Annotated in this window: 15 protein-coding genes and 1 pseudogene; 12 read left to right on the top strand and 4 right to left on the bottom strand. The window is 63.4% G+C overall.

Annotated features, from left to right (window positions below; translation table 11 throughout):
• Window positions 1-208 precede the first annotated feature (208 nt).
• From IVA93_RS08490 to IVA93_RS08520, 7 genes and pseudogenes are all read left to right on the top strand, one after another.
• Window positions 209-1,900, top strand: a complete 1,692-nt coding sequence (locus IVA93_RS08490) for a peptide ABC transporter substrate-binding protein (RefSeq protein WP_018454101.1) — start codon at window positions 209-211, stop codon at window positions 1,898-1,900.
• 27 nt (window positions 1,901-1,927) lie between these two features.
• Window positions 1,928-2,878: an ABC transporter permease gene (locus tag IVA93_RS08495; RefSeq protein ID WP_018454102.1), complete on the top strand. Its 951-nt coding sequence runs from the start codon at window positions 1,928-1,930 to the stop codon at window positions 2,876-2,878.
• Between the two features lie 2 nt (window positions 2,879-2,880).
• A complete protein-coding gene (locus tag IVA93_RS08500; protein ID WP_026232671.1) occupies window positions 2,881-3,756 on the top strand; it encodes an ABC transporter permease in 876 nt (291 codons plus the stop codon).
• A gap of 58 nt (window positions 3,757-3,814) precedes the next feature.
• Window positions 3,815-5,143 carry an NAD(P)/FAD-dependent oxidoreductase gene (locus IVA93_RS08505; protein ID WP_018454104.1) on the top strand — a complete coding sequence of 443 codons (1,329 nt, stop codon included), beginning with the start codon at window positions 3,815-3,817 and terminating at the stop codon, window positions 5,141-5,143.
• 13 nt (window positions 5,144-5,156) lie between these two features.
• Window positions 5,157-6,083, top strand: coding sequence for a 2-hydroxyacid dehydrogenase (locus IVA93_RS08510; protein ID WP_247542063.1), 927 nt, complete (start codon window positions 5,157-5,159; stop codon window positions 6,081-6,083).
• A gap of 9 nt (window positions 6,084-6,092) precedes the next feature.
• Window positions 6,093-7,962, top strand: a pseudogene (locus tag IVA93_RS08515) (ABC transporter ATP-binding protein).
• Between the two features lie 270 nt (window positions 7,963-8,232).
• On the top strand, window positions 8,233-9,159 hold the full coding sequence (locus tag IVA93_RS08520; protein WP_018454107.1) for an AraC family transcriptional regulator: 927 nt from the start codon (window positions 8,233-8,235) through the stop codon (window positions 9,157-9,159).
• Window positions 9,160-9,162: 3 nt separating this feature from the next.
• Here the strand turns inward: IVA93_RS08520 and IVA93_RS08525 are convergent, their stop codons facing one another.
• Window positions 9,163-10,089 carry a catalase family peroxidase gene (locus IVA93_RS08525; protein WP_018454108.1) on the bottom strand — a complete coding sequence of 309 codons (927 nt, stop codon included), beginning with the start codon at window positions 10,087-10,089 and terminating at the stop codon, window positions 9,163-9,165.
• 562 nt (window positions 10,090-10,651) lie between these two features.
• Here IVA93_RS08525 and IVA93_RS08530 point away from each other — a divergent pair.
• Together IVA93_RS08530 and IVA93_RS08535 are read left to right on the top strand one after the other, a co-directional pair.
• Window positions 10,652-11,167 carry a hypothetical protein gene (locus IVA93_RS08530; RefSeq protein ID WP_018454109.1) on the top strand — a complete coding sequence of 172 codons (516 nt, stop codon included), beginning with the start codon at window positions 10,652-10,654 and terminating at the stop codon, window positions 11,165-11,167.
• 317 nt (window positions 11,168-11,484) lie between these two features.
• A complete protein-coding gene (locus IVA93_RS08535) occupies window positions 11,485-14,814 on the top strand; it encodes an adenylate/guanylate cyclase domain-containing protein (protein ID WP_018454110.1) in 3,330 nt (1,109 codons plus the stop codon).
• Window positions 14,815-14,941: 127 nt separating this feature from the next.
• Here the strand turns inward: IVA93_RS08535 and IVA93_RS08540 are convergent, their stop codons facing one another.
• A complete protein-coding gene (locus IVA93_RS08540) occupies window positions 14,942-16,165 on the bottom strand; it encodes a polyhydroxyalkanoate depolymerase (protein ID WP_018454111.1) in 1,224 nt (407 codons plus the stop codon).
• A 170-nt stretch (window positions 16,166-16,335) separates the two neighbouring features.
• Between IVA93_RS08540 and IVA93_RS08545 the strand changes: the two genes are divergently transcribed.
• Window positions 16,336-16,992 carry a glutathione S-transferase family protein gene (locus IVA93_RS08545; protein ID WP_018454112.1) on the top strand — a complete coding sequence of 219 codons (657 nt, stop codon included), beginning with the start codon at window positions 16,336-16,338 and terminating at the stop codon, window positions 16,990-16,992.
• A gap of 279 nt (window positions 16,993-17,271) precedes the next feature.
• On the opposite strand, the gene IVA93_RS08550 is transcribed toward IVA93_RS08545, so the two are convergent.
• Window positions 17,272-17,496: a hypothetical protein gene (locus IVA93_RS08550; RefSeq protein WP_018454113.1), complete on the bottom strand. Its 225-nt coding sequence runs from the start codon at window positions 17,494-17,496 to the stop codon at window positions 17,272-17,274.
• 182 nt (window positions 17,497-17,678) lie between these two features.
• Between IVA93_RS08550 and IVA93_RS08555 the strand changes: the two genes are divergently transcribed.
• Window positions 17,679-18,035 carry a hypothetical protein gene (locus IVA93_RS08555; protein ID WP_018454114.1) on the top strand — a complete coding sequence of 119 codons (357 nt, stop codon included), beginning with the start codon at window positions 17,679-17,681 and terminating at the stop codon, window positions 18,033-18,035.
• Window positions 18,036-18,044: 9 nt separating this feature from the next.
• On the opposite strand, the gene IVA93_RS08560 is transcribed toward IVA93_RS08555, so the two are convergent.
• Window positions 18,045-19,148, bottom strand: coding sequence for a mandelate racemase/muconate lactonizing enzyme family protein (locus IVA93_RS08560; protein WP_018454115.1), 1,104 nt, complete (start codon window positions 19,146-19,148; stop codon window positions 18,045-18,047).
• Window positions 19,149-19,325: 177 nt separating this feature from the next.
• Here IVA93_RS08560 and IVA93_RS08565 point away from each other — a divergent pair, with 177 nt between their 5' ends.
• Entirely contained in the window at window positions 19,326-20,159 is an 834-nt protein-coding gene (locus IVA93_RS08565) for an AraC family transcriptional regulator (RefSeq protein ID WP_018454116.1), read from the top strand.
• The last annotated feature ends 34 nt before the right edge of the window (window positions 20,160-20,193 follow it).

Raw genomic sequence — 20,193 nt, forward strand, 5'->3', positions numbered from 1 at the left:
CCCATGCATCATCTCAGCCCGGACAATGACGTTCCGGAGCTTCAGTCGGAGTGAAAAGGTCGCGCATCCTAGCAATATGATTGACAGCTGTATTTAGTCGTGATGAACTTTTGATAGAAAATTTAGAAGCACTAAAGCCCATTCCTGTCCCTTTGCCGGGGTCTCGGGGCCCGGGAGACGGTGCCGCGTGCGACAACGGAGAGTGGTCATGGCGGACGACACCGGGAAGTTCGGCGTTGGGGCACTGCATCTCGGCAATCCGAATCGCCGTCAGATCTTTCAGCTCGGGGCCGGCGCCGCGGCGGGATGGACGCTATCGGGCAACGCATTTGCGCAGACAGAACGCCCGACCAATCCGCCGGACAAGCCGCGCGGACAGGTGATCGCGGCGCTGTCGCAGGAGCCGACGGTCTTTCATCCCCTGATGCCGGGCATCGAAGTCGATCAGGGCATCTGGTGGCAGGTGTTCTCGCCGCTCTGGTTCATCGATCCCGACGGCAAGTTCGTTCCCGACCTCGCCCGCGAAGTCCCGACGGTCGAGAATGGCGGCCTCTCGGCCGACGGCCTGACCTGGAAGATCAAGCTCCGCAGCGACGTGAAATGGCACGACGGCACGCCGTTCACGGCCGAGGACGTGAAGTTCTCGCTTGAGCTGATCAACAACCCCGATTTTCGCGCGCGCAGCCGCGTCGGCCATAGTCTCGTCAAGGACATCAAGATCGTCGCGCCCGACGAGATTCACTGGCGCATGGAAGCTCCCTATTCGCCCTATATGTCGATCCTGGGATCGCTGACCTTCATCGTGCCCAAGCACATCCTGGAGAAGGTGACCGATCCGAACGCCTCGCCGTTCCACAATGCGCCTGTCGGCACCGGACCGTTCCGCTGGGGCGAGCGCGTGCCGGGCGACCACATTCAGTTGAATGCCCATACCGCCTATCACGCCAAGGGACCCTACGTTGAGCGCGTGGTGTTCAAATACATTCCAGACCTGACCGTGCTCTACACCCAGTTCCGCACCGGCCAGGTCGATTACACCGGCCTGCAAGGCATTCTGCCGAACTTCGTGCAGGAAGCGAAGACGCTGAAGGGCCGCAAGATCTTCGTCTCATCCACGTCGTCGGTGGAGCACATCGCGCCCAATCTGGAGTTCGGCGCGTTGGCGGACCGCACGGTGCGCGAGGCGCTGTATCTCGCGATCAACAAGCAGGCGATCATCGACGCGCTGAACTACGGCTTGCCGACGCAGACCGAAAGCTTCGTGCCGCAACAGGCCTGGTCGTTCCAGCAGGGACTGCCGCAGCACAAATACGATCCGGCCAAGGCCAACACGCTGCTCGATGCGGCCGGTTGGGTCCGCGGCGCCGGCGGCGTGCGCGAGAAAGGCGGCGTCAAGCTCGAATTCACCAATTCAACGACGTCGGGCAATGCGGTGCGTGAGCAGACCCAGCAGCTGCTGATCCAGGACTGGCGCGCGATCGGTGCCGCGATGCGCGTCAACAACATGCCGGCCGCCGTGATCTGGGGCGACTTCTGGCAGCAATCGAAATTCAATTCGGTGATCGTGGGAGTGAATTTCATGCTCGGCAGCGACCCCGACGTGACGCCCCGCTTCGGCTCCGGCGCCATTCCTGCCAAAGGTGGCCGCGGCTACAACACCTATCAGTATCGCAACCCGGAGGCGGATCGGCTTCTCGCCGAAGGTGCCAAGCAGTTCGATCTGGCGCAGCGCAAGACGACCTATGGCGCTCTGCAAAAGCTCATCCGCGACGACCTCGCGATCCTGCCGCTGTTCCAGGGCTTCATCGCCGAAGGTGTGAAGGAAGGGCTGCAAGGCTTCCGTCCCAACATCAACATGTCGATCAACTGCTGGAACATTCGCGAATGGTATTGGGCCTGATGGTTCAGGCGCGCGAGATCGCCTGAGATGGCCCGTTACGTCGCCAATCGCCTGGCGCAGGCGATCATGCTGCTGGTGATCGTGTCCGCGATCGGCTTCGCCATCCTGCATCTGGCGCCCGGCGGTCCGCTCTCGCAATTCGCGGCGTCCGCGCAGATGACGCAGGAGGATCTCGACCGCGTCACGCGGCAACTCGGCCTCGATCGTTCGCTGCCGATCCAGTATCTCGATTGGTTCGGCCGGATGCTGAGGGGCGATTGGGGCCGCTCGTATCGTGACGGCGAGGCGGTGCTGGCGGTGATCTCGTCGCATCTCGGCGCCACGCTGGAACTGATGGCGACTGCGACCATCATCGCGGTGCTGCTCGGCTGCTGGATTGGCGTACTCGGTGCGCTGCGCCGCTATTCGCTGTTCGATTCGCTCGCAACCGTCGGCGCCATGATCGCATTGTCGATCCCGACCTTCTGGTTCGGCCTCGTCACCATCTATGTGTTCTCGGTGAAGCTCGGCTGGCTGCCGGCCGGCAACCGGCAGACCGTCGGCGATGGCTCCCTGCTCGATCTGCTCCATCATCTCATTGCGCCGGCGCTGGTGCTGGCGCTGGTGGAGACCGCGATGTGGGGCCGCTTCATGCGCTCCTCGATGCTCGAAGTCATCAACCAGGACTACATTCGCACCGCGCGCGCCAAGGGCATGCCGGAATGGCGAATCCTTACGGTTCACGCCTTGCGTAACGCGCTGCTGCCGATGATCACGGTGGGCGGCCTTCAGTTTCCGACGCTGCTCGGTGGTGCGCTGGTCGCCGAGACCGTGTTCACCTGGCCGGGCATGGGCCGGCTGTTCCTCGATTCCATCGGATATCGCGACTATCCCGTGGTGATGGGCATTCTGATGTTCTCGGCGATCATGGTGCTGATCGGGTCGCTGCTGGCCGACATCCTCTATGCCGTCGTCGATCCGCGCATCCGGGTGGGCTAGGGATGACGACCGTAGACTTGTCCAGCGCTCAACCCGCACCCGGCCAGGCCGCGTGGCGGCGATTTCGTCGGCACCGGCTTGCGCTTGCAGGCGCGGTGATCATTCTCGCCCTTGTTCTCGGTTCGGCATTCGGCCCGTACCTCCTGCCGTTCGACGACACCTACATCGATATCATGAAGCGGTTCGCACCGCCGCTGTCGGGCGCGCACATCCTCGGCACCGACGAACTCGGCCGCGACGTGCTGGCGCGGCTGATGATGGGCGCGCGCGTCTCGCTGTCGATCGGCTTCGTCGCGATGGTGATGGCGATGGCGGTGGGCATCGTCGTCGGGGCCTTCGCCGGCTTCTATGGCGGCGTGGTCGGCGCGGTGCTGATGCGGCTCGTCGATGCCATGCTCTGCTTTCCGACCATCTTCCTGCTGCTTGCGCTCGCGGCGCTCATCGAGCCCGGCTTCGTCACCACCACCGTGCTGATCGCGGCAACCGCCTGGATGTGGGTGGCCCGCGTCGTCGAGGCCCAGGTGCGTTCGCTGCGGGAACGCGAGTTTGCGGTTGCTGCACTCGCGTTCGGCTCGTCGAACCTGCGGATCATGTTCCGCGAGCTCGTGCCCAATGCGATTGCGCCGATCGTGGTGGCGGCGACGCTGAACGTCGCCAAGGCAATTCTGCTGGAATCCTATCTCAGCTATCTCGGTTACGGCATTCAGCCGCCGGCCGCGAGCCTCGGTAACATGCTCAACAACGCGCAGATCTATCTCACCAGTGCGCCCTGGCTTGCGATCGCGCCGGGCCTCGCCATCACGCTTGCCGTGACGAGCTTCAACTTCCTCGGCGACGGCCTGCGCGATGCGCTCGATCCGCGAATGAACATCCCATGATCTGCAAACTAGCGATGAGCAAGCTTGCTCCGATCGAACTGAATATCTGGAGTGTCCTATGTCCCCGCCGCTCACCCGTATAAACAGCGACGAGCACCTGCCGGCGCAGGTGGATGTCGTCGTCATCGGCGGCGGCGTCATTGGCGTCTCCGCGGCCTATCATCTCGCGAAGAAGGGCCTCTCCGTCGCCCTGGTCGAGAAGGGCCATGTCGGCGGCGAGCAGTCGAGCCGCAATTGGGGCTGGTGCCGCCAGCAGGGCCGCGCGCGTGAGGAGATCCCGCTGGCCCGCGAGGCACTGCGACTGTGGGAAGACATGCAGAACGATGCCGGCGTCGATGCCGGCTTCCGCCGCACCGGCGTGCTGTTCCTGACCAAGAGCAAGGACGAACTCGCCAGCTGGGAGCGATGGGCCGTAACGGCGCGCGAGATGCAGGTCCACTCCACGGTCCTGACGCCGGCGGAGGTCGCCGAGCGCCTGCCCGGCAATGCCGAAAAATGGGTCGGCGGATTGCACACGCCGAGCGACGGGCGCGCCGAGCCCTCAATGGCCGTGCCGGCGCTTGCGACCGCCGCGCGAAAGCACGGCGTCACTATTCATCAGGGCTGCGCCGCGCGTGGGTTGGAGACGCAAGGTGGACGGGTGAGCGCCGTCGTCACCGAGAAGGGCACCGTTCGCACGCAATCGGTGCTGCTGTCCGGCGGCGCCTGGTCGTCGCTATTCTGCCGTCGCCACGGCATCGAGCTGCCGATCGGCCTCGTCAATGCGACCGCGTGCCGGACCACGCCGGGGCCGGAGATCACCTCCGGTGCGCTCGGCACCGATTTCTATTGCATCCGCCGCCGCCTCGACGGCGGCTTTACCCTGGCGCTACGCAACCGCGGCACGGTCGAACTGTCGCCTGATCTGTTCCGGTACGCGCGAACTTTCTGGCCGACCTATCTGCATCGCAAGAACGGGTTGAAACTGTCGTTCGGCAAATCCTTCTTCGACCAGCTCATGCGCGGCACGAACTGGAGCTTGGACAAGCCGTCGCCATTCGAGACCGAGCGGGTGCGCGATCCCGCGCCTGACATGTCGCTGGTCAATGCCGCGCTGGCTTCGCTGATCAAGTCGAACCCTGAATTGAAGGACATCGAGATCGCGGAAGCCTGGGGCGGGACGATCGACTGCACGCCGGATACCATTCCGGTCATCTCGCCGGTCGATGCCATGCCCGGCTTCTTCCTTGCCACCGGCTTCTCCGGCCACGGCTTTGGCATCGGTCCTGCGGCCGGCAAGCTCGCGGCGGACATCGTGACGGGCGCGACGCCGCTGGTCGATCCCGCGGCCTACAGCCACAAGCGCCTGATCGACGGCCGCCGGCTCGCGCCGGTCAGCCCGTTCTGAGAGTTTTGGCGGCATGACGGTTCTCTACAAGGCCAACATGGTTCGGGGCGCTGAATGGGCGGGCTTCTTCGCCGAGCGCGCGCCCGATGTGCCATTCCGGCTCTGGCCCGACATCGGCGATCCCGCCGACATCCGCTATCTCGTGGCGTGGGTGCCGCCGGACGACATCGCGACGACTTTCCCTAATCTCGAACTCGTTTTCTCGGTCGGTGCGGGTGTGGACCAGTTCGACCCGTCAATAGTTCCGCCGCACATTCCGCTGGTGCGCATGCTTGAGCCCGGTATCGCCGAGACCATGGTCGAATACGTCACCATGGCTGTGCTCGCGCTGCATCGCGATCTCCTGCACTTCATTGCTCAGCAGAAGGCGCAGGTCTGGCGCGAGATCCGGATCACGCCGGCCAAACGTCGTCGCGTCGGCGTGATCGGTCTCGGCCAACTCGGCCAGGCCGTGCTCGAACGCCTCACGGCGTTCGGCTTTCCGCTTCTCGGCTGGAATCGCTCGCCGCGCGAGATCGAGGGCGTCACGAGTTACGCGGGCATGGAGACGTTGCCGGATTTCCTTGCTCAGACCGACATTCTCGTCTGCCTGCTGCCTTTGACCGACGAGACCCGCGGCATCCTGAATGCGGACTTGTTCGCGCGCCTGCGGCGCGGCGCGTCGCTCGTCAATGTCGGGCGTGGCCCGCATCTGGTCGAAGCCGACCTTCTCGCGGCGCTCGACAGCGGCGCGTTGTCGGGTGCTGTCCTCGATGTCGCCGAGCCGGAGCCGCTGCCTGCGGGTCACCCTTTCTGGAGCCACCCGCGCATCCTGGTCACGCCGCACAATGCCAGCATGACGACGCCGGATACGGCGGTCGATTTCGTGCTGGATGTGATTGCGCGCCACCGCCGCGGTGAAGAATTGCCGGGGCGTGTCGATCGTAGTCGTGGCTATTAGGACACTGGCATGAGCATGGGCGCAAGCGGAGCTGATCAAATCGCTGCCAACGCGCAGTCGCCGGTGCTGTCGGTTTCCGGCCTGACGACGTCCTTCCTGCGTGAGCGGCAATGGATTCCCGTCGTCTGCGACGTGTCGTTCGATATTGCCTCGCGGGAAACCGTGGCGATCGTCGGCGAGTCCGGTTCGGGCAAGAGCGTCACTGCGCTCTCGATCATGCGGCTCATTCCGAAGGAGAACGGCCGGGTCGAAGGCAGCGTCCGGCTTGCCGGTCGCGACCTGCTGACGCTGCCCGAAGCGAGCATGAAGGATGTTCGTGGCAACGAAATCGCCATGATCTTCCAGGAGCCGATGACGAGCCTCAATCCGGTGCTGACCATCGGCTTCCAGATTGCGGAAGCACTGATCCAGCACCGCGGCCTGTCGCGCGCGGCGGCGGAGGTCGAGACCATATGCCTGCTCGACCGCGTGCGGATACCTGCGGCGAAATCGCGCTTCCACGAGCATCCGCATCGCTTCTCCGGCGGCATGCGCCAGCGCGTAATGATCGCGATGGCGCTGGCCTGCAAGCCGAGGCTGCTGATCGCAGACGAGCCGACCACCGCGCTCGACGTCACGATCCAGGCCCAGATCCTAGAGCTTCTGAAGGAGCTTCAGCAGGAAGAGGAGATGTCGATCCTCTTCATCACCCACGACATGGGGGTGGTGGCCGAGATCGCGGACCGCACCGTGGTGATGTATGGCGGCCAGGCAGTGGAAACCGATGCGACCGCGCGCATCTTTGCTTCACCCTCGCATCCTTATACCCGCTCGCTGCTCGCGGCCGTGCCACGCCTCGGCTCGATGGACGGGCGGACGCGGCCGATGCGTTTTCCGACCGTCGACAAGGTGACGGGGACCTCTGACGAGCCGGCGGAGACGCCCGATACGGTCTCGATTGCCGAGCGACCGCTGCTCGAGGTCTCCAACCTCACGACGCGCTTTCCAATCCGCTCGGGCCTGTTCGGCAAGGTCTCGGGCCGCGTCCATGCTGGTCGAGAACATCTCCTTCACCTTGCGCGCCGGGGAGACGCTGGCGCTGGTCGGCGAATCCGGCTGCGGCAAGTCGACGACGGGCCGCTCCATTCTCAAGCTGACGGAGCCGGACAGCGGCACCGTTCTGGTGGACGGGCAGGATGTGCTGGCGATGAATGCCCGCACCTTGCGTGACTTTCGCAAGCAGATGCAGATCGTGTTCCAGGATCCGTTCGCGAGCCTCAACCCGCGCATGTCGGTGGGAACGGCGATTGCGGCCCCATTGCTCGCCAACGGGCTCGTCACGGCGTCGCAGGCACGGGAGAAGGTCGCCGACCTGCTTGTCCGCGTTGGTCTCACCGCCGACATGGCCGCGCGCTTTCCGCACGAATTCTCCGGTGGCCAGCGCCAGCGCATCTGCATTGCCCGCGCGCTCGCGCTCGGACCGAAGCTGATCGTCGCGGACGAAGCGGTCTCGGCGCTCGACGTTTCGGTCAAGGCGCAGGTCGTCAATCTGATGCTGGACCTTCAGGCCAGCATGGGACTTGCCTATCTCTTCATTTCCCACGATATCGCGGTGGTCGAGCGCATGAGCCATCGCGTCGCGGTGATGTATCTCGGCGAGATCGTCGAAACCGGTCCACGCGCGGCCCTGTTCGGAAATCCGCAGCATCCCTATACGAAGAAGCTGATGGGGGCCGTGCCGGTGCCCGATCCAGCGCGCCGCGGCACCAGGCGCGAGGCCACGAATGACGAGATCAGAAGCCCGGTGCGCGCGCCCGATTACCAGCCGCCCGTGCGTCAATATCGTGAGGTGTCGCCGGGCCATGTCGTCCAGCTCTGGGGCGAGGAATGGTCCAACTGACGTGCGCAGGCCACAGATCATTTCCAAAATGCACGATGAAGTCGCCCCGCGATCTGCCGGGCAGGTCAACGGTGGTGTCCTTCGCGACGCCAGGCCGGTGACATCACGCTGAAATCACAATGAAATCATCGCGGCACGGCCCGGTGCGACGGCCGGCCGCGCCAGCTTCGTGTTATGCGCTGCAGCTGGACCGTCGGCCGGCGATCTCCGATAATGTGCGGATCTCGGGAAGGCCGGCGAAGACGTGCCTTTACGGATGGATTTACTAGAATGACACACGCAGGCGTCTACGGGCAGAGGCTCGGGCAGGGCCTTCGCTCCAAGCAAGCACCGGTCCTGATCACGCGTTCGCTGCACAGCGCCGAGCTCGCGGTCACCGAAGTCCGCAACGACGATCCGACACCGGATATTTCCGGCTCGCTGGCTGCGGAAGATGCCTATCTCCTCAGCCTGAAACTCCGCGACTATCCGGATTGCGAATGCTGGGAGGAGGGCCGCTGTGTCACCAAGGCGGATGTTCGCGCAGGTGCGACCTATCTGTACGACCTCAAGCGTGACCCGCGCTATGTGATCGACAAGCCGTTTCACTCGCTCTTCTTCTATTTGCCGCGCTCTGCGCTCAACAGCGTTGCCAGGCAACCGGGCGGGCCGCGCGTAGGCGAGCTCAGCTACGAGCCCGGTGTCGGTCATGACGACGAGGTCGTTCGACATGTCGGTGCCTCGTTGCGGCAAGGACTGTGTCGGCCCGACGAGACCAACCAGCTTTTCGTCGATCACATGATGCTCGCGCTCACCGCCCATGTCGCCCAGACCTATGGTGGGCTGAAGCCAGCCGCAGAACCGAGCCGCGGCGGTCTTGCGCCATGGCAGGTGAAGCGTGCATGTGACCGGCTCGATTCCGATCTCTCGGGCAAGATCGCGCTACAGCTGATCGCGACCGAGCTTGGGCTGTCAGTCAGCCACTTCTCACGCGCGTTCCGGATCTCCACCGGCCTGCCGCCGCATCAATGGCTGCTCCAGCAGCGCGTCAAGGCGGCCAAGCAACTGATGACAGTCCGCGACCTGCCGTTGTCCGAGATTGCCATCTCGGCCGGATTTGCCAATCAGAGCCATTTCACGCGGGTGTTCTCGTCCATCGTCGGCGTCAGTCCGGGCGCGTGGCGCCGCGAAACGGATGGCGGACGGGACAAGACTTGAATTTTACCGGCGCTTTGCCAGCGAGATCGTGTAGGCCGTGCGGCGCGCCGCAAAGATCTCGTCCGGCGGATGGCCGATGCCGTCGGCAAGATTGGCTGGATTGAAGATGGAGCCGTCGCAGGCCGCGTTGGCTTCGAGGCTGGTGATGACGATCGTCCCCAGCCGCACCTGCTCACGGTTGTCCTCGTCCGGCCATCGCAGGGTCACGTCCATGGTGGGATCGCCGGGACGGTCGAGCAAGGCCATCACGTTGAATCGGACATCGCCGGCTACGATCCTCCGCGCGAGATCGTCATGCAGGAAATCGGCCGACTTCGCCCTCGCTTCGTCCTCGCTCAAGGTGACGTCGCCGCCGACCGGCGAGACCTTGAACTTGATGAAGCGGGTCTCATCCTTCGCGTTCGTCGCGGGAAAGGAGTGCACGCCCCAATAGGTCGTGCCGGCAAAGCTGCCGGGCAGCCGGCGTGCCGCGACGTAATTCGCCTGGTTCAGTGTTTCAGGATTGGCCGCCGAAAAGGCCCGGACCTTCTCGATGTCGGGCTTGCCGTCCGCACCCGGAATGCGCGCCTCGAGGAAGGCGAGCATCTGGTCGAGCGTCCGTGCAAAATGCACCGGAGCGGTTTCCGTCAGGATGTCCGAGCGATGGGCGTCGTCGCCCAGCCTGAAGCTGAAGCCGCGCAGCACGAGGTTGTTGGTGTCGGTCATCCCAGGATTGCCGCCGCCGACGGAGAAGCGCGCCAGCACGCGCGACGGTTTTGTGAAGCTCAGCGATCGCGTAATCTCTGCCGCGCGGTCGGACGGGGCATAGGTCCCGCGCACACATCGACCCTTGGCGAAGCTCGCGCGCACCTTCGGCGGATTGCCTGCGACCGCCTTCAATGCATCGACGACCGCGGCGGGTGTTGCAGCGGGGGTGGGAAGTTCGGACATGGCTTGGCCTCCGGCAAAAGCGGCATGTCCGTGTGTTAGGGCTGGCGGAGCGCCGGCGTCTTTCCTAAAGCCGCGCTGCCTTGTCCGATCCTGCTGATTGCTTGCTCGCGCTTCAGGAATTCACGTGCACGAAACACGGTATGAGGGGATAGATCTGATGTCGGCGAGACGCGGGACAACTTGTTTACTGATTCAGCTCCCGTGCTCCCGGGTCTCGCGACGATGCAGACTTGTCCTCCGGAAATTGTGATCGGATAGAGCGACGGGGAACCGCGTTATGTGAACCGTCTCATATTTCATCACTCTCTTTCGAGCTATCACTCCCGCAAGAAATTGCCGCACCCGGACCTAACTGACCGACACGGGTGAGATGCAATGCCTGCGTAGCCGCGTGCTCGCAGCTTTGGATTGGCTCTCGTCTTGCTCACGAGCAAGCCAGCCCCATCACTCAGCACAGATTTTTCAGAAATTGGAATCAAGGCAATCGCAAAACGCGTCCACGAGGCTGCCTCTATTCGGGGTCGGCCGGTAGGCCGCTACTTACCTAAGAAGGAGACCCCCAATGAAAATTAGTGATGCAGTTTCCAGCGCATTTTCCCTAACGAGGGGCTCCGGCAATCTTCGGATCGCTCGTTCCGGTCTGATCAGGTCGGCCCATCTTCTTGAAAGAATTGGGCTCGCAGCCGTTGGGGCCTCCTGTGGCCTCTATGTGGGTGCGACCCTGTTGCGTGAGAAAGGCGGACTGTTTGAAAGCGGCTGGATCGTGCTGATAACGATGCTCTACGGAGCTCTCAGCTATTATGTCGGAATTGATTTGTCTCGCAGTGTCGCGCGGAAGTCGATCTCGAGCAACTTGGAAGAGTGGAATGGTTCCGAGCCGGCTGAGATCATGAGTGCGGCTGGAACGTTCGGCGCCGCGATTGCCGCAACTCTGTCCGTCAGCATCCTTGTCCTTGATCAAAACCCAGCCAATGGCCTGATAACCTTTGTTGCCGGCTGTTGGGTGGTTGGTTCCTCGCTCCAAGTTGCGGCGGGCATGATGGCTCGCAACTACGAAGCGCGCATGGACAAGCAATGAAGGAATTGTGCTCACGCAAGAACGTCTGCTTGGCGTCATGACGAGTGCACAAGCCGCAGTGTTGGATTCGATTTCAGGTCCGGAGTGAGTAGTGACCACTCATCGCAACCTCTGTCGTCCAACGCTGCGGGAAGACGATTTTTGGTAGCGCAGTCGTTCGCATCGGGCGGCGACCCGGCTTGGAAGCCGTGTCGGTACTGAGTAACCTAAATTATCGCACAACAAACAAGACGTGCCATCATGGCGGTGTTGGGATATCGTCCCCGCGCCGTGGTCCAAAATCCTGCTAACCGCCAACCACACGATCGGTGGAGCCAATGCAGATTGCGGAGTGGCTCGAGAAACTGGGGCTTGGGCAATACGCAGAGCGTTTTGCCCAGAATGGAATCGACGTGGGCGTCCTCCCCGAACTGATGGACGAGGACTTTGAAAAGCTCGGAGTCCTGCTAGGCCATCGCCGCAAAATGCTGCGTGCTATTGCCGACCTCGATCCAGCCGCGTTGATCGCATCGCCGACCCCTCCTCAGGACGCCGAGCGGCGCCACCTCACTGTTATGTTTTGCGATCTGGTCGGCTCGACCGCGCTCTCGGCGCGTCTCGATCCCGAGGATATGTGGGAAGTGATCCGGGCCTACCGCGCCGCCTGCGCGAGCGTCATTGCCGCTTATGACGGCAGGATAGCCAGGTTCGTTGGCGACGGAATACTCGTCTATTTCGGCTATCCTCGCGCGCATGAGGATGATGCGGAGCGCGCAGTACGAGCTGCCCTCGACACTATCTCCGCAATTGGGCAGCTCAAAACGGGCGCCGACGAACGGGTTGAACTGCGCATCGCAATTGCGACAGGGCTTGTGGTGGTCGGTGACCTCATCAGTGGAGATGCATCAGAGGAGCAGGCAACCGTCGGCGACACACCAAACCTCGCCGCTCGGCTCCAGAGCCTGGCGGAACCGGGCGCGGTCGTCGTTGCTTCGTCGACGCGCCGGCTGCTTGGTGATCTCTTCACGTTTCGCAATCTCGGCCGCCGTGAGGTCAAGGGGATAGCCGAACCAATCGCAGTCTGGGCGGTGGAGGGGGCGATCGCATCCGAGAGTCGCTTCGAGGCGGTCCGCGCGGTACGCTCGATCGGTTTTGTCGGCCGCAGGGACGAGATCGAGTTCACTCTCTCGCGCCAGCGGCTGGCATGGCAGGGGCAGGGCCAGATGGTATTGATTTCTGGCGAAGCGGGCATCGGCAAGTCGCGCATTGTCGCAACCCTGTCCGAAAGCCCCTCGTTGGGGGCGCACCGCCGGGTGCGATATCAGTGTTCGCCCTACCATACCAACAGTGTGCTCCATCCCTTTGTCGCGCAGCTCGAGCGCGCCGCCGGCATCCGGTCGCACGACACGCCTGGGCAAAAGCTCGACAAGCTCGAGGCAATGCTGTCGCTTGGAACACAGCAGGTCGCCCAAGCGACACCGCTCATTGCGGCTCTCCTTTCGATTCCCACTGGCGACCATTGTCCGCCGCTGGCTTTGAGCCCGGCGCAGCAGCGGCGACAGACATTTGCCGCCCTTCTGGATCAGCTTGAGGGGTTGGCGCGAGAGCAACCCCTGCTGATTATCTGCGAGGATATGCATTGGGCCGATGCCACGACACTTGAACTGTTCGATCTCGCGGTCGATCGTATCAGAGGACTGCCGATACTCGTGCTCATGACATCCCGGCCAGAGTTCGAGCCCTCCTGGTCGGGCCTTGCCAACGTCAGTCTGTTGCGGCTCGACCGACTCGATCGGCGGGACTCGCGCGCGCTGGTCGAACAGGTGGCCGTTGGTCGCCAGCTGCCACGCGAGATGATGAAGCAGATCATCGATAGGACGGATGGCATCCCACTATTCGTCGAGGAATTGACCAAGATGGTGCTGGAGTCCGGGCTACTCGTCGAAGATGCCGGGCGCTATCGTCTCGATAATCCGCTCCCGCCGCTCGCTATTCCCGCGACGCTGCAGGATTCGCTGATGGCGCGGCTTGACCGGCTGGCCCCCGTCAAGGAGTTAGCGCAGATAGGCGCCGCCATCGGTCGCGACTTTTCATACGCGCTGCTGAGATATGTGGCGGGACGCGATGATCTGACGCTGAGCGCTGCGCTAGCGCAACTCGAAGAGGCCGAACTGCTGGTGCGTCGCGGGGCTCCGCCCGAAGCAAACTATAGTTTCAAGCACGCCCTCGTTCAGGAAGCGGCCTACGAGAGCCTGCTCAAGAGCAAACGGCAGGTGCTTCACAAGCGCATCGGCGATGTCCTGCGCGAGAAGTTTCCAGTCGTCGCCGAGACTGAGCCGGAAGTTCTGGCACACCACTTCACTGAGGCGGGGCTGAGCGAGGTCGCCCTCGAATGGTGGCGCAAGGCGGGCCTGCAGGCGCTGAAACGCTCCGCTTATTCCGAGGCGATTGCACATCTCGGCAAGGCGATTGCCATCGCCGATGACCTGCCCGATGAGCACGACCGGATGATGGGTAGGCTACATCTTCAAATCGCATATGGCCGTGCATTACGGGGCAGCCTCGGGCACAGCGCTCCCGAAACGGTCGCCGCATGGACGCGCGCCCGACAGTTCGCAGCCGACATCAATGATCCGGTTGAACTTGCGCCGGTCCATTCGGGTCTCTTCAATGCCTGCCTGACACACGGCGAACTCGCGCCGATGCAGGCGCTGGTGGATGCCATCGTGAACGCCGCTGACCGGCGACCGGCCTCACCGGTGGCCGCCGTCGTTGCACATTGGACGGGCGGGGTTACCTGCTGGTTCGGGGGCGACTACTTGAACGCGAGAGTACATCTTGAGAAGGCACTAGAGATCTATGGTGACGAGCCGGATCCCGCGACGTTCAGGGGCTCGGCGCTGGATCTCCCATTCGTGATCATGAGGTTCCTTGCCCTGGTGCTTTGGCCCCTTGGCAGGATCGCCCGCGCACGCCGCCTCGCCGCGGAAGCGATAAGTGCTTCCGGAGAAAAACGGGCGCTTTCTCAGGCCAATGCGCTTGTTCATCGAGCTGTGTTCGACGGACTATGCGGGGGCATGTTGCAGCAAACAGAGACGATCCTGGCGCTTGGTCTCGCTCGCGACCACACGATGCCGCTGTATGTGGCCGCCGGCACTTACCTGAATGGCCTGGCCAAGTGGCGCGCTGGCGACGGAATGGCCGGGCTAACGGAAATGCGTCGCGGCTGGACCTTGCTGCACGAGAATGACTGCTACCTCTGTGAGCCGTTTTGGGGGATGCATGTCGCCATGGCGGATGCAGAGTCGGGCCAACTCGAAAACGGGCTGGAAATCTTGAGCGGATTGATCGCATGGGCGGGGCAATCCGGTCAGCATTGGCTTGATGCCGAGCTGCATCGCGTCTACGGGGAGCTTTTGTTGCGTCATGATCCTTCGGACCTAGCCAGGGCCGAAACTGCGCTAAGCCGAGCGCTTGAAATCGCACGGCACCAACGGGTGAAGACTTTCGAGCTGCGCAGCGCCATTGGACTTGCACGCCTGCATAAGACAAATGGCGGAGCGGGCGCGGTATCCGAGGTGCTCGCTCCCGTGCTCGCTGAATTCGATGCGGAGCGCAATCTTCCCGAAGTCGTTGAAGCCAGAGAGCTGCTCAAGCAAGTGCATTAGGCACGTGCGGTTTGTTTAGCTAGCCGTTTGGTCAGGAGAGACGTCTCGATCCTGACCCATCTCCGGTCGCCTCACTGCAATTGCGCGTTGAGGTTCGCACGTGACGTACGGGCCAGGGGCTGACGGGTTACGAATTCACGTGCACGAAATCCCGCAAGAGCGGGTAGATCTCGTTGTTCCAGCGTTTGCCCGAGAACACGCCGTAATGGCCGACGCCGGCCTGCATGTGGTGGACGCGGCGGTAGGCGCGTACGCCGGTGCAGAGGTCTTGCGCGGCCAGCGTCTGGCCGATCGAGCAGATGTCGTCCTTCTCGCCCTCGACCGTCATCAGCCCCATGCGGCTGACGGCCTTGGTGTTCACCGGACGTCCCCGATGCATCAGCTTGCCCTGGGGCAGAAGATGCTCCTGGAACACGTCTCGCACGGTCTCGATGTAGAATTCCGCGGGCAGGTCCATCACGGCGAAATATTCGTCGTAGAAGGTCTTGATGCTGGCCGCCTTCTCCTTCTCGCCCTTGGCGATGTGATCGGCGAGATCGATGTGCTGCTTGATATGGCGCTCGAGATTCATCGAGACGAAGGCGGTGAGCTGCACGAAGCCGGGATAGACTTTCCGCAGGGCACCGCGGCACTGCATCGGCACGTAGTTGATCAGGTTCTGCTCGAACCAGTCGATTGGCCTGCTCTTGGCGAATTCGTTGACCCTCGTCGGCTGGATGCGCGTGTCGATCGGGCCGGCCATCAGCGTCAGCGTCGCCGGCCGCGAAGGATGGTTGCCCTCGCACATGATCGCGGCGGCCGCGAGCGCGGAGACCGAGGGCTGGCAGATCGCGACCATATGCGGGCGGGGGCCTAATTGGCCGAGGAAGTCGATGAGATGCTCGGTGTAGTCGTCGAGCCCGAAACGGCCCTCGCTGCGGGGAATGTCGCGTGGATTGTGCCAGTCGGTGATGTAGACGTCGTGATCCTGCAGCAGCGTCTTCACGGTGCCGCGCAGCAGCGTCGAAAAATGGCCGGACATCGGCGCCACCAGGAGCATGCGCGGCTGCTCGCCCACGCCTTCCTTCTTGAAACGCAGCAGCGAGCCGAACGGGGTCGCGTAAGCGATCTCCTCGGTTACGGCGACCTCGCGATTGCCGACCATGACGCTGTCGATGCCGTAGGCGGGGCGGTGATAGGTGAGGGTGGAGCGGGAGATCAACTCCAGCGCGGCCGACAGCCGGCCGACGACCTGATCCGATAAGCCCTGCGGCACCAGATTGAGGAATTTGAGTGCGGACGAAGCCCCCGACCGCCACGGCGCCGTCAGGTCCATATGGTTCTGAAAGGCCTGATAATACATCGACATCATACTGAAAAGCCCACCTGTCCCCGTGCTGCTATGCAATATCGGAGCCAAACCGGAGATGGGCCGTCCTCAAGATTGGCACGTCGCTTGCTGCTCTTTTGGCGGGAAGCACAGGCGGTGCGCACTCCCGCAGTCCAGGCGGGGTGCAAGTCTTAGGCGTGAGGGAAGGCCATATGGCGAAGGCGACACTGACCATCAGCAGCAAGAACTATTCGTCCTGGTCGCTGCGTGGCTGGCTGCTGACGAAATTTTCCGGGCTCGATTTCGAGGAGATCGTCACCGCGCCGGACGACGCGTCGGCGCGTGCCGAAATCCTGCTGTTGTCGTCGTCGATCCTGGTGCCGTGCCTGCGGCACGACGGCGCGATCGTCTGGGATACGCTGGCGATCGCCGAATATCTCAACGAGGCGATGCCGGATGCCGGGCTGCTGCCCGCGGATCGCGTTCAGCGCGCGCATTGCCGCTCGATCTGCGGCGAAATCCATTCCGGCTTCACCACCTTGCGCGCCTCGCTGCCGGTCAATCTGAAGGGGCACTTCCCCGGCTTCAAGATCTGGTCGCGCGCGCAGGCCGACATCGATCGCGTCTGGGCGATCTGGCGCGACTGCCTGGACAAATCGGGCGGGCCCTTCCTGTTCGGCGAGACCCGCACCATGGCTGACGCGATGTACGCCCCGGTGGTGACGCGCTTCGTGACCTATAACGTCAAGCTCGAGCCACAGCTGCAGGCCTATGCCGATACCATCATGGCCATGCCGGAGATGAAGGAATGGATCGCGGCGGCACGGGATGAGCCGGCCGAGATCGAGGAGCTCGAGGTCGAATATTAGGCAGGCCGGGTGCCATCTGCCTGTTTTGGGAGCGAGCATCCAACCGCCGCACCCCGCGGTCATGTCATTGAAGGCGTTAACGTTTGACGCCCGTGGTGGGCTGAGCCCGCTCACGCGCTGTGCAGATATTGTATGCGCGCGCTGGCCGGTTGCGACATCTAGCCGTGAACAGGCGCGTACGGGGCGCTACGGCTGATTCGGACGTGATTCGTTCGGGCCGCGTTCCGAAGGTTAAAGCCGGGACGCGGCCCCGTTGCATTTTGAGACAGAAATCAGTGCTCAGGCCACGCCCGAATGCTTCATGCGCGGGACGCGCCAGCCGATGACGGTTGCTTCAACTGCGACGCCGGCCGCGTGGTTCTGCCAGCGTCCCTCGATATAGCGGCAGGCGAACGGCAGCTGATACGTTCCGCTGTGGTCCTCGCACAGCACTTCGACTGCAAGGCCGGGCGGCGGTTCTCCGGCGCCGTCGAATTCCGCCAGTCGTCTGTCGCGCGTTGCCATCAAAAAACTCCCTTAAACAAAGCCGCGGAAAGAGTGCCCATTTCCTCCGCGTGCAGATCATCGCTCCCCGTGCGAGGGAACAGCCGCAAGCTCAACGCGAGAATGCGGTGCGAGTGTGGTAGCCTCGACAGGCTGCGTGCAAAAAGCGCACATTGCCGTGATTGATTTGACGAGGAACCTGTATGCTGCTTCGAAGCGCCGTCGTTTGTTTCGCGATGTTGCTGCTCGCTACGCTGGCGATTGTGCCGGTCCGCGCGCAGGACGTGCCCGGTATCGAGATCTGCACCGTCGAGAAGACCATGGAGCGCCGCACCAGCTGCCTCCAGAGCAACGTCGACTTCCTCCAGAAGACGATCACCAAGCTCAACCTCGATCACCAGCAGAAGCTGGACGCCGCGGCTCGCCAGATCGATGCGTTGAAGACGACCGTGGCCGGCTTGCAGAAGATGCTCGGCGATCTCCAGGCCGCGCAGGCGAAGACCGCGGAGGATGTGAAGAAGAAACAGGATGCGCCGCCGCCGAAGGATGCGGCGAAATAGGCGCCGCGCTCAGGCGACGCGATATCGCTCCATGACGCTGCGGTCGGGCTCATAGCCGAGCCCAGGTCCGGTCGGCACCGCGACATGGCCGGTGGCATCGACATCGGCGCGGCCGCCCCAGAGGCAGGCCTCGCGCTTCAGGTAAAACATCTCGACCAACCCGTCGTTGCGCCCCGCCAGGAGATGCAAGGTCGCCAGCAGGCCGGGGCCGAAATACGGGGAGTGCGGAACGATCTTGACGCCTTGCCGATCCGCGAGCGCCGCAACCTTCAGAAATTCCGTGATGCCGCCGACCTTGATCACCGACGGCTGGGCGTGGCTGACCGCGCCCGCCTCCATCATCTGGCGGAATTGATATTCCGTGCAGGCGTTCTCGCCGGCGGCGACGCCGAGCCCGCCCTTGCTGCGGACCTCGGCGAGCGCCGCAAAATCCTCCGGCGGCCAGACCGGCTCTTCCAGGAACATCGGCTGCGCGTCCCCGCATGTCCTGGCGAACGCGACCGCCTGCTCGCCTGACAGCGGGCAGTTCATGTCCACCATCAGCGGAATGCCGGGCCCGATCGCCGCGCGCGCGGCAAACACCGCCGGCGCCGTGGTCTCGTGCAGCTTGATGGCGCCATAGCCGAGTGCGAGCGCCTTCTTGCATTCGGCGGCGATGTTGTCGGGCGAACCGATCCGCAACAGGCTCGCATAGGCCGGAATGGCCGAGCGCCTGGTGTCGCCGAGCAGGCGGTTCAGCGGGACGCCCTCGATCTTGGCGGCGAGGTCCCACAGCGCGATGTCGAGCCCGGAGATCGCGAACATGGTGATGCCGTAACGGCCGAACAGATGCAGATTGCGCTGGATCTGGTCCATCACCGCGGGGATGCCGGCGGCATCGGGAACCTCCAGCCCATGGGCTTGTGGTGCGATCATTTCCTCGACGGCACTGCGCGTGGTGCGGGGGCAGACATAGGCGAAGGCATCGCCCCAGCCGGTGAGCCCGGCGTCGGTGGTGACCTCGAGGATCACCATGTCGAGGGCGGTGATGGCGGAGGCGCCCTGACGGAAGCTCGCGACACCAGCGTCATAGGGGATGCGGATATGGTGCGCCCGCACATCGGTGATTTTCATGACGCGGTTCCTCCTGCTTTCTTGTGAGCGGTTTCAAGGACGTCCCGAGTGTAGCCATGAACGCCCGGACGTTGCCAGTGGCTGTTCCGGCGTTATCCTCCTGCGGGACCGCAACGCCGATCAAGCGAAACCCGCGGACTTCCGTGCATCATGGTCGCGCTTCGAACGAGAAACGCCATGAACCCAGCCCAGCGCGCGCTCTGGTATGTCGAGAGCCATCTGGCCGAGCCGATGACGCTCGACGAGATCGCTGCGATATCGGGCGTGTCGCGGTTCCACATCGTGCGCGCGTTTGCCGTAGCCACCGGCCTGCCGGTGATGCGGTACGTGCGCGCGCGGCGGCTGAGCGAAGCGGCGCGCAGTCTTGCGAATGGCGCGCCGGACATCCTGTCGCTGGCGCTGGAGGCCGATTACGGCTCGCACGAAGCATTCACCCGTGCGTTCCGCGACCAGTTCGGCACCACGCCCGAAGCGGTGCGCGCCGCGCAATGCACCGGCCATCTCAAGCTCCAGGAGCCGATCCTCATGGATTCAACCATCTCGGACAAACTCGCCAGCCCGCGCTTCGAAACCACAAAGGCCTTCCTCGTCGCAGGCATCATCGAGCGCATCTCCTGCGACAACGGCGCGGCCATTCCTGGACTGTGGCAGCGCTTCCACCAGGAGGTCGCCGCCATTCCCACGCGCGTTGGAGCGGTCGCCTATGGCGTCTGCTGCAACGGCGACGATGCCGGCAATTTCGACTACATTGCCGGCGTCGAGGTCGCCGATTTCTCCGAACTGCCGCGCCCCTTCGGCCGTATCCGCATCCCCGAGCAGCGCTATGCGGTGTTCACCCACACCGACCACGTCGCCTCGATCAGGCGCACCGTCAACGCGATCTGGAATCAGTGGCTGCCGGCCTCCGGCCTGAAGGCTGCCGATGCGCCGAACTTCGAGCGCTACGACGAGAAATTCGATCCCGCCACCGGCAATGGCGGCCTGGAGATTTGGATACCCGTGCGAGATTAGCGCGCAACGCTGGCATACCATCCGGCTTGCTTGG

This window comes from Bradyrhizobium sp. 155 (assembly GCF_023101105.1).
Lineage (GTDB): Bacteria > Pseudomonadota > Alphaproteobacteria > Rhizobiales > Xanthobacteraceae > Bradyrhizobium > Bradyrhizobium canariense_D.

Bases quoted from the DNA above. Each gene is read 5' to 3' on its own strand.
- IVA93_RS08490 (WP_018454101.1), top strand. From the start codon at position 209: ATGGCGGACGACACCGGGAAGTTCGGCGTTGGGGCACTGCATCTCGGC.
- IVA93_RS08495 (WP_018454102.1), top strand. From the start codon at position 1,928: ATGGCCCGTTACGTCGCCAATCGCCTGGCGCAGGCGATCATGCTGCTG.
- IVA93_RS08500 (WP_026232671.1), top strand. From the start codon at position 2,881: ATGACGACCGTAGACTTGTCCAGCGCTCAACCCGCACCCGGCCAGGCC.
- IVA93_RS08505 (WP_018454104.1), top strand. From the start codon at position 3,815: ATGTCCCCGCCGCTCACCCGTATAAACAGCGACGAGCACCTGCCGGCG.
- IVA93_RS08510 (WP_247542063.1), top strand. From the start codon at position 5,157: ATGACGGTTCTCTACAAGGCCAACATGGTTCGGGGCGCTGAATGGGCG.
- IVA93_RS08520 (WP_018454107.1), top strand. From the start codon at position 8,233: ATGACACACGCAGGCGTCTACGGGCAGAGGCTCGGGCAGGGCCTTCGC.
- IVA93_RS08525 (WP_018454108.1), bottom strand. From the start codon at position 10,089: ATGTCCGAACTTCCCACCCCCGCTGCAACACCCGCCGCGGTCGTCGAT.
- IVA93_RS08530 (WP_018454109.1), top strand. From the start codon at position 10,652: ATGAAAATTAGTGATGCAGTTTCCAGCGCATTTTCCCTAACGAGGGGC.
- IVA93_RS08535 (WP_018454110.1), top strand. From the start codon at position 11,485: ATGCAGATTGCGGAGTGGCTCGAGAAACTGGGGCTTGGGCAATACGCA.
- IVA93_RS08540 (WP_018454111.1), bottom strand. From the start codon at position 16,165: ATGATGTCGATGTATTATCAGGCCTTTCAGAACCATATGGACCTGACG.
- IVA93_RS08545 (WP_018454112.1), top strand. From the start codon at position 16,336: ATGGCGAAGGCGACACTGACCATCAGCAGCAAGAACTATTCGTCCTGG.
- IVA93_RS08550 (WP_018454113.1), bottom strand. From the start codon at position 17,496: ATGGCAACGCGCGACAGACGACTGGCGGAATTCGACGGCGCCGGAGAA.
- IVA93_RS08555 (WP_018454114.1), top strand. From the start codon at position 17,679: ATGCTGCTTCGAAGCGCCGTCGTTTGTTTCGCGATGTTGCTGCTCGCT.
- IVA93_RS08560 (WP_018454115.1), bottom strand. From the start codon at position 19,148: ATGAAAATCACCGATGTGCGGGCGCACCATATCCGCATCCCCTATGAC.
- IVA93_RS08565 (WP_018454116.1), top strand. From the start codon at position 19,326: ATGAACCCAGCCCAGCGCGCGCTCTGGTATGTCGAGAGCCATCTGGCC.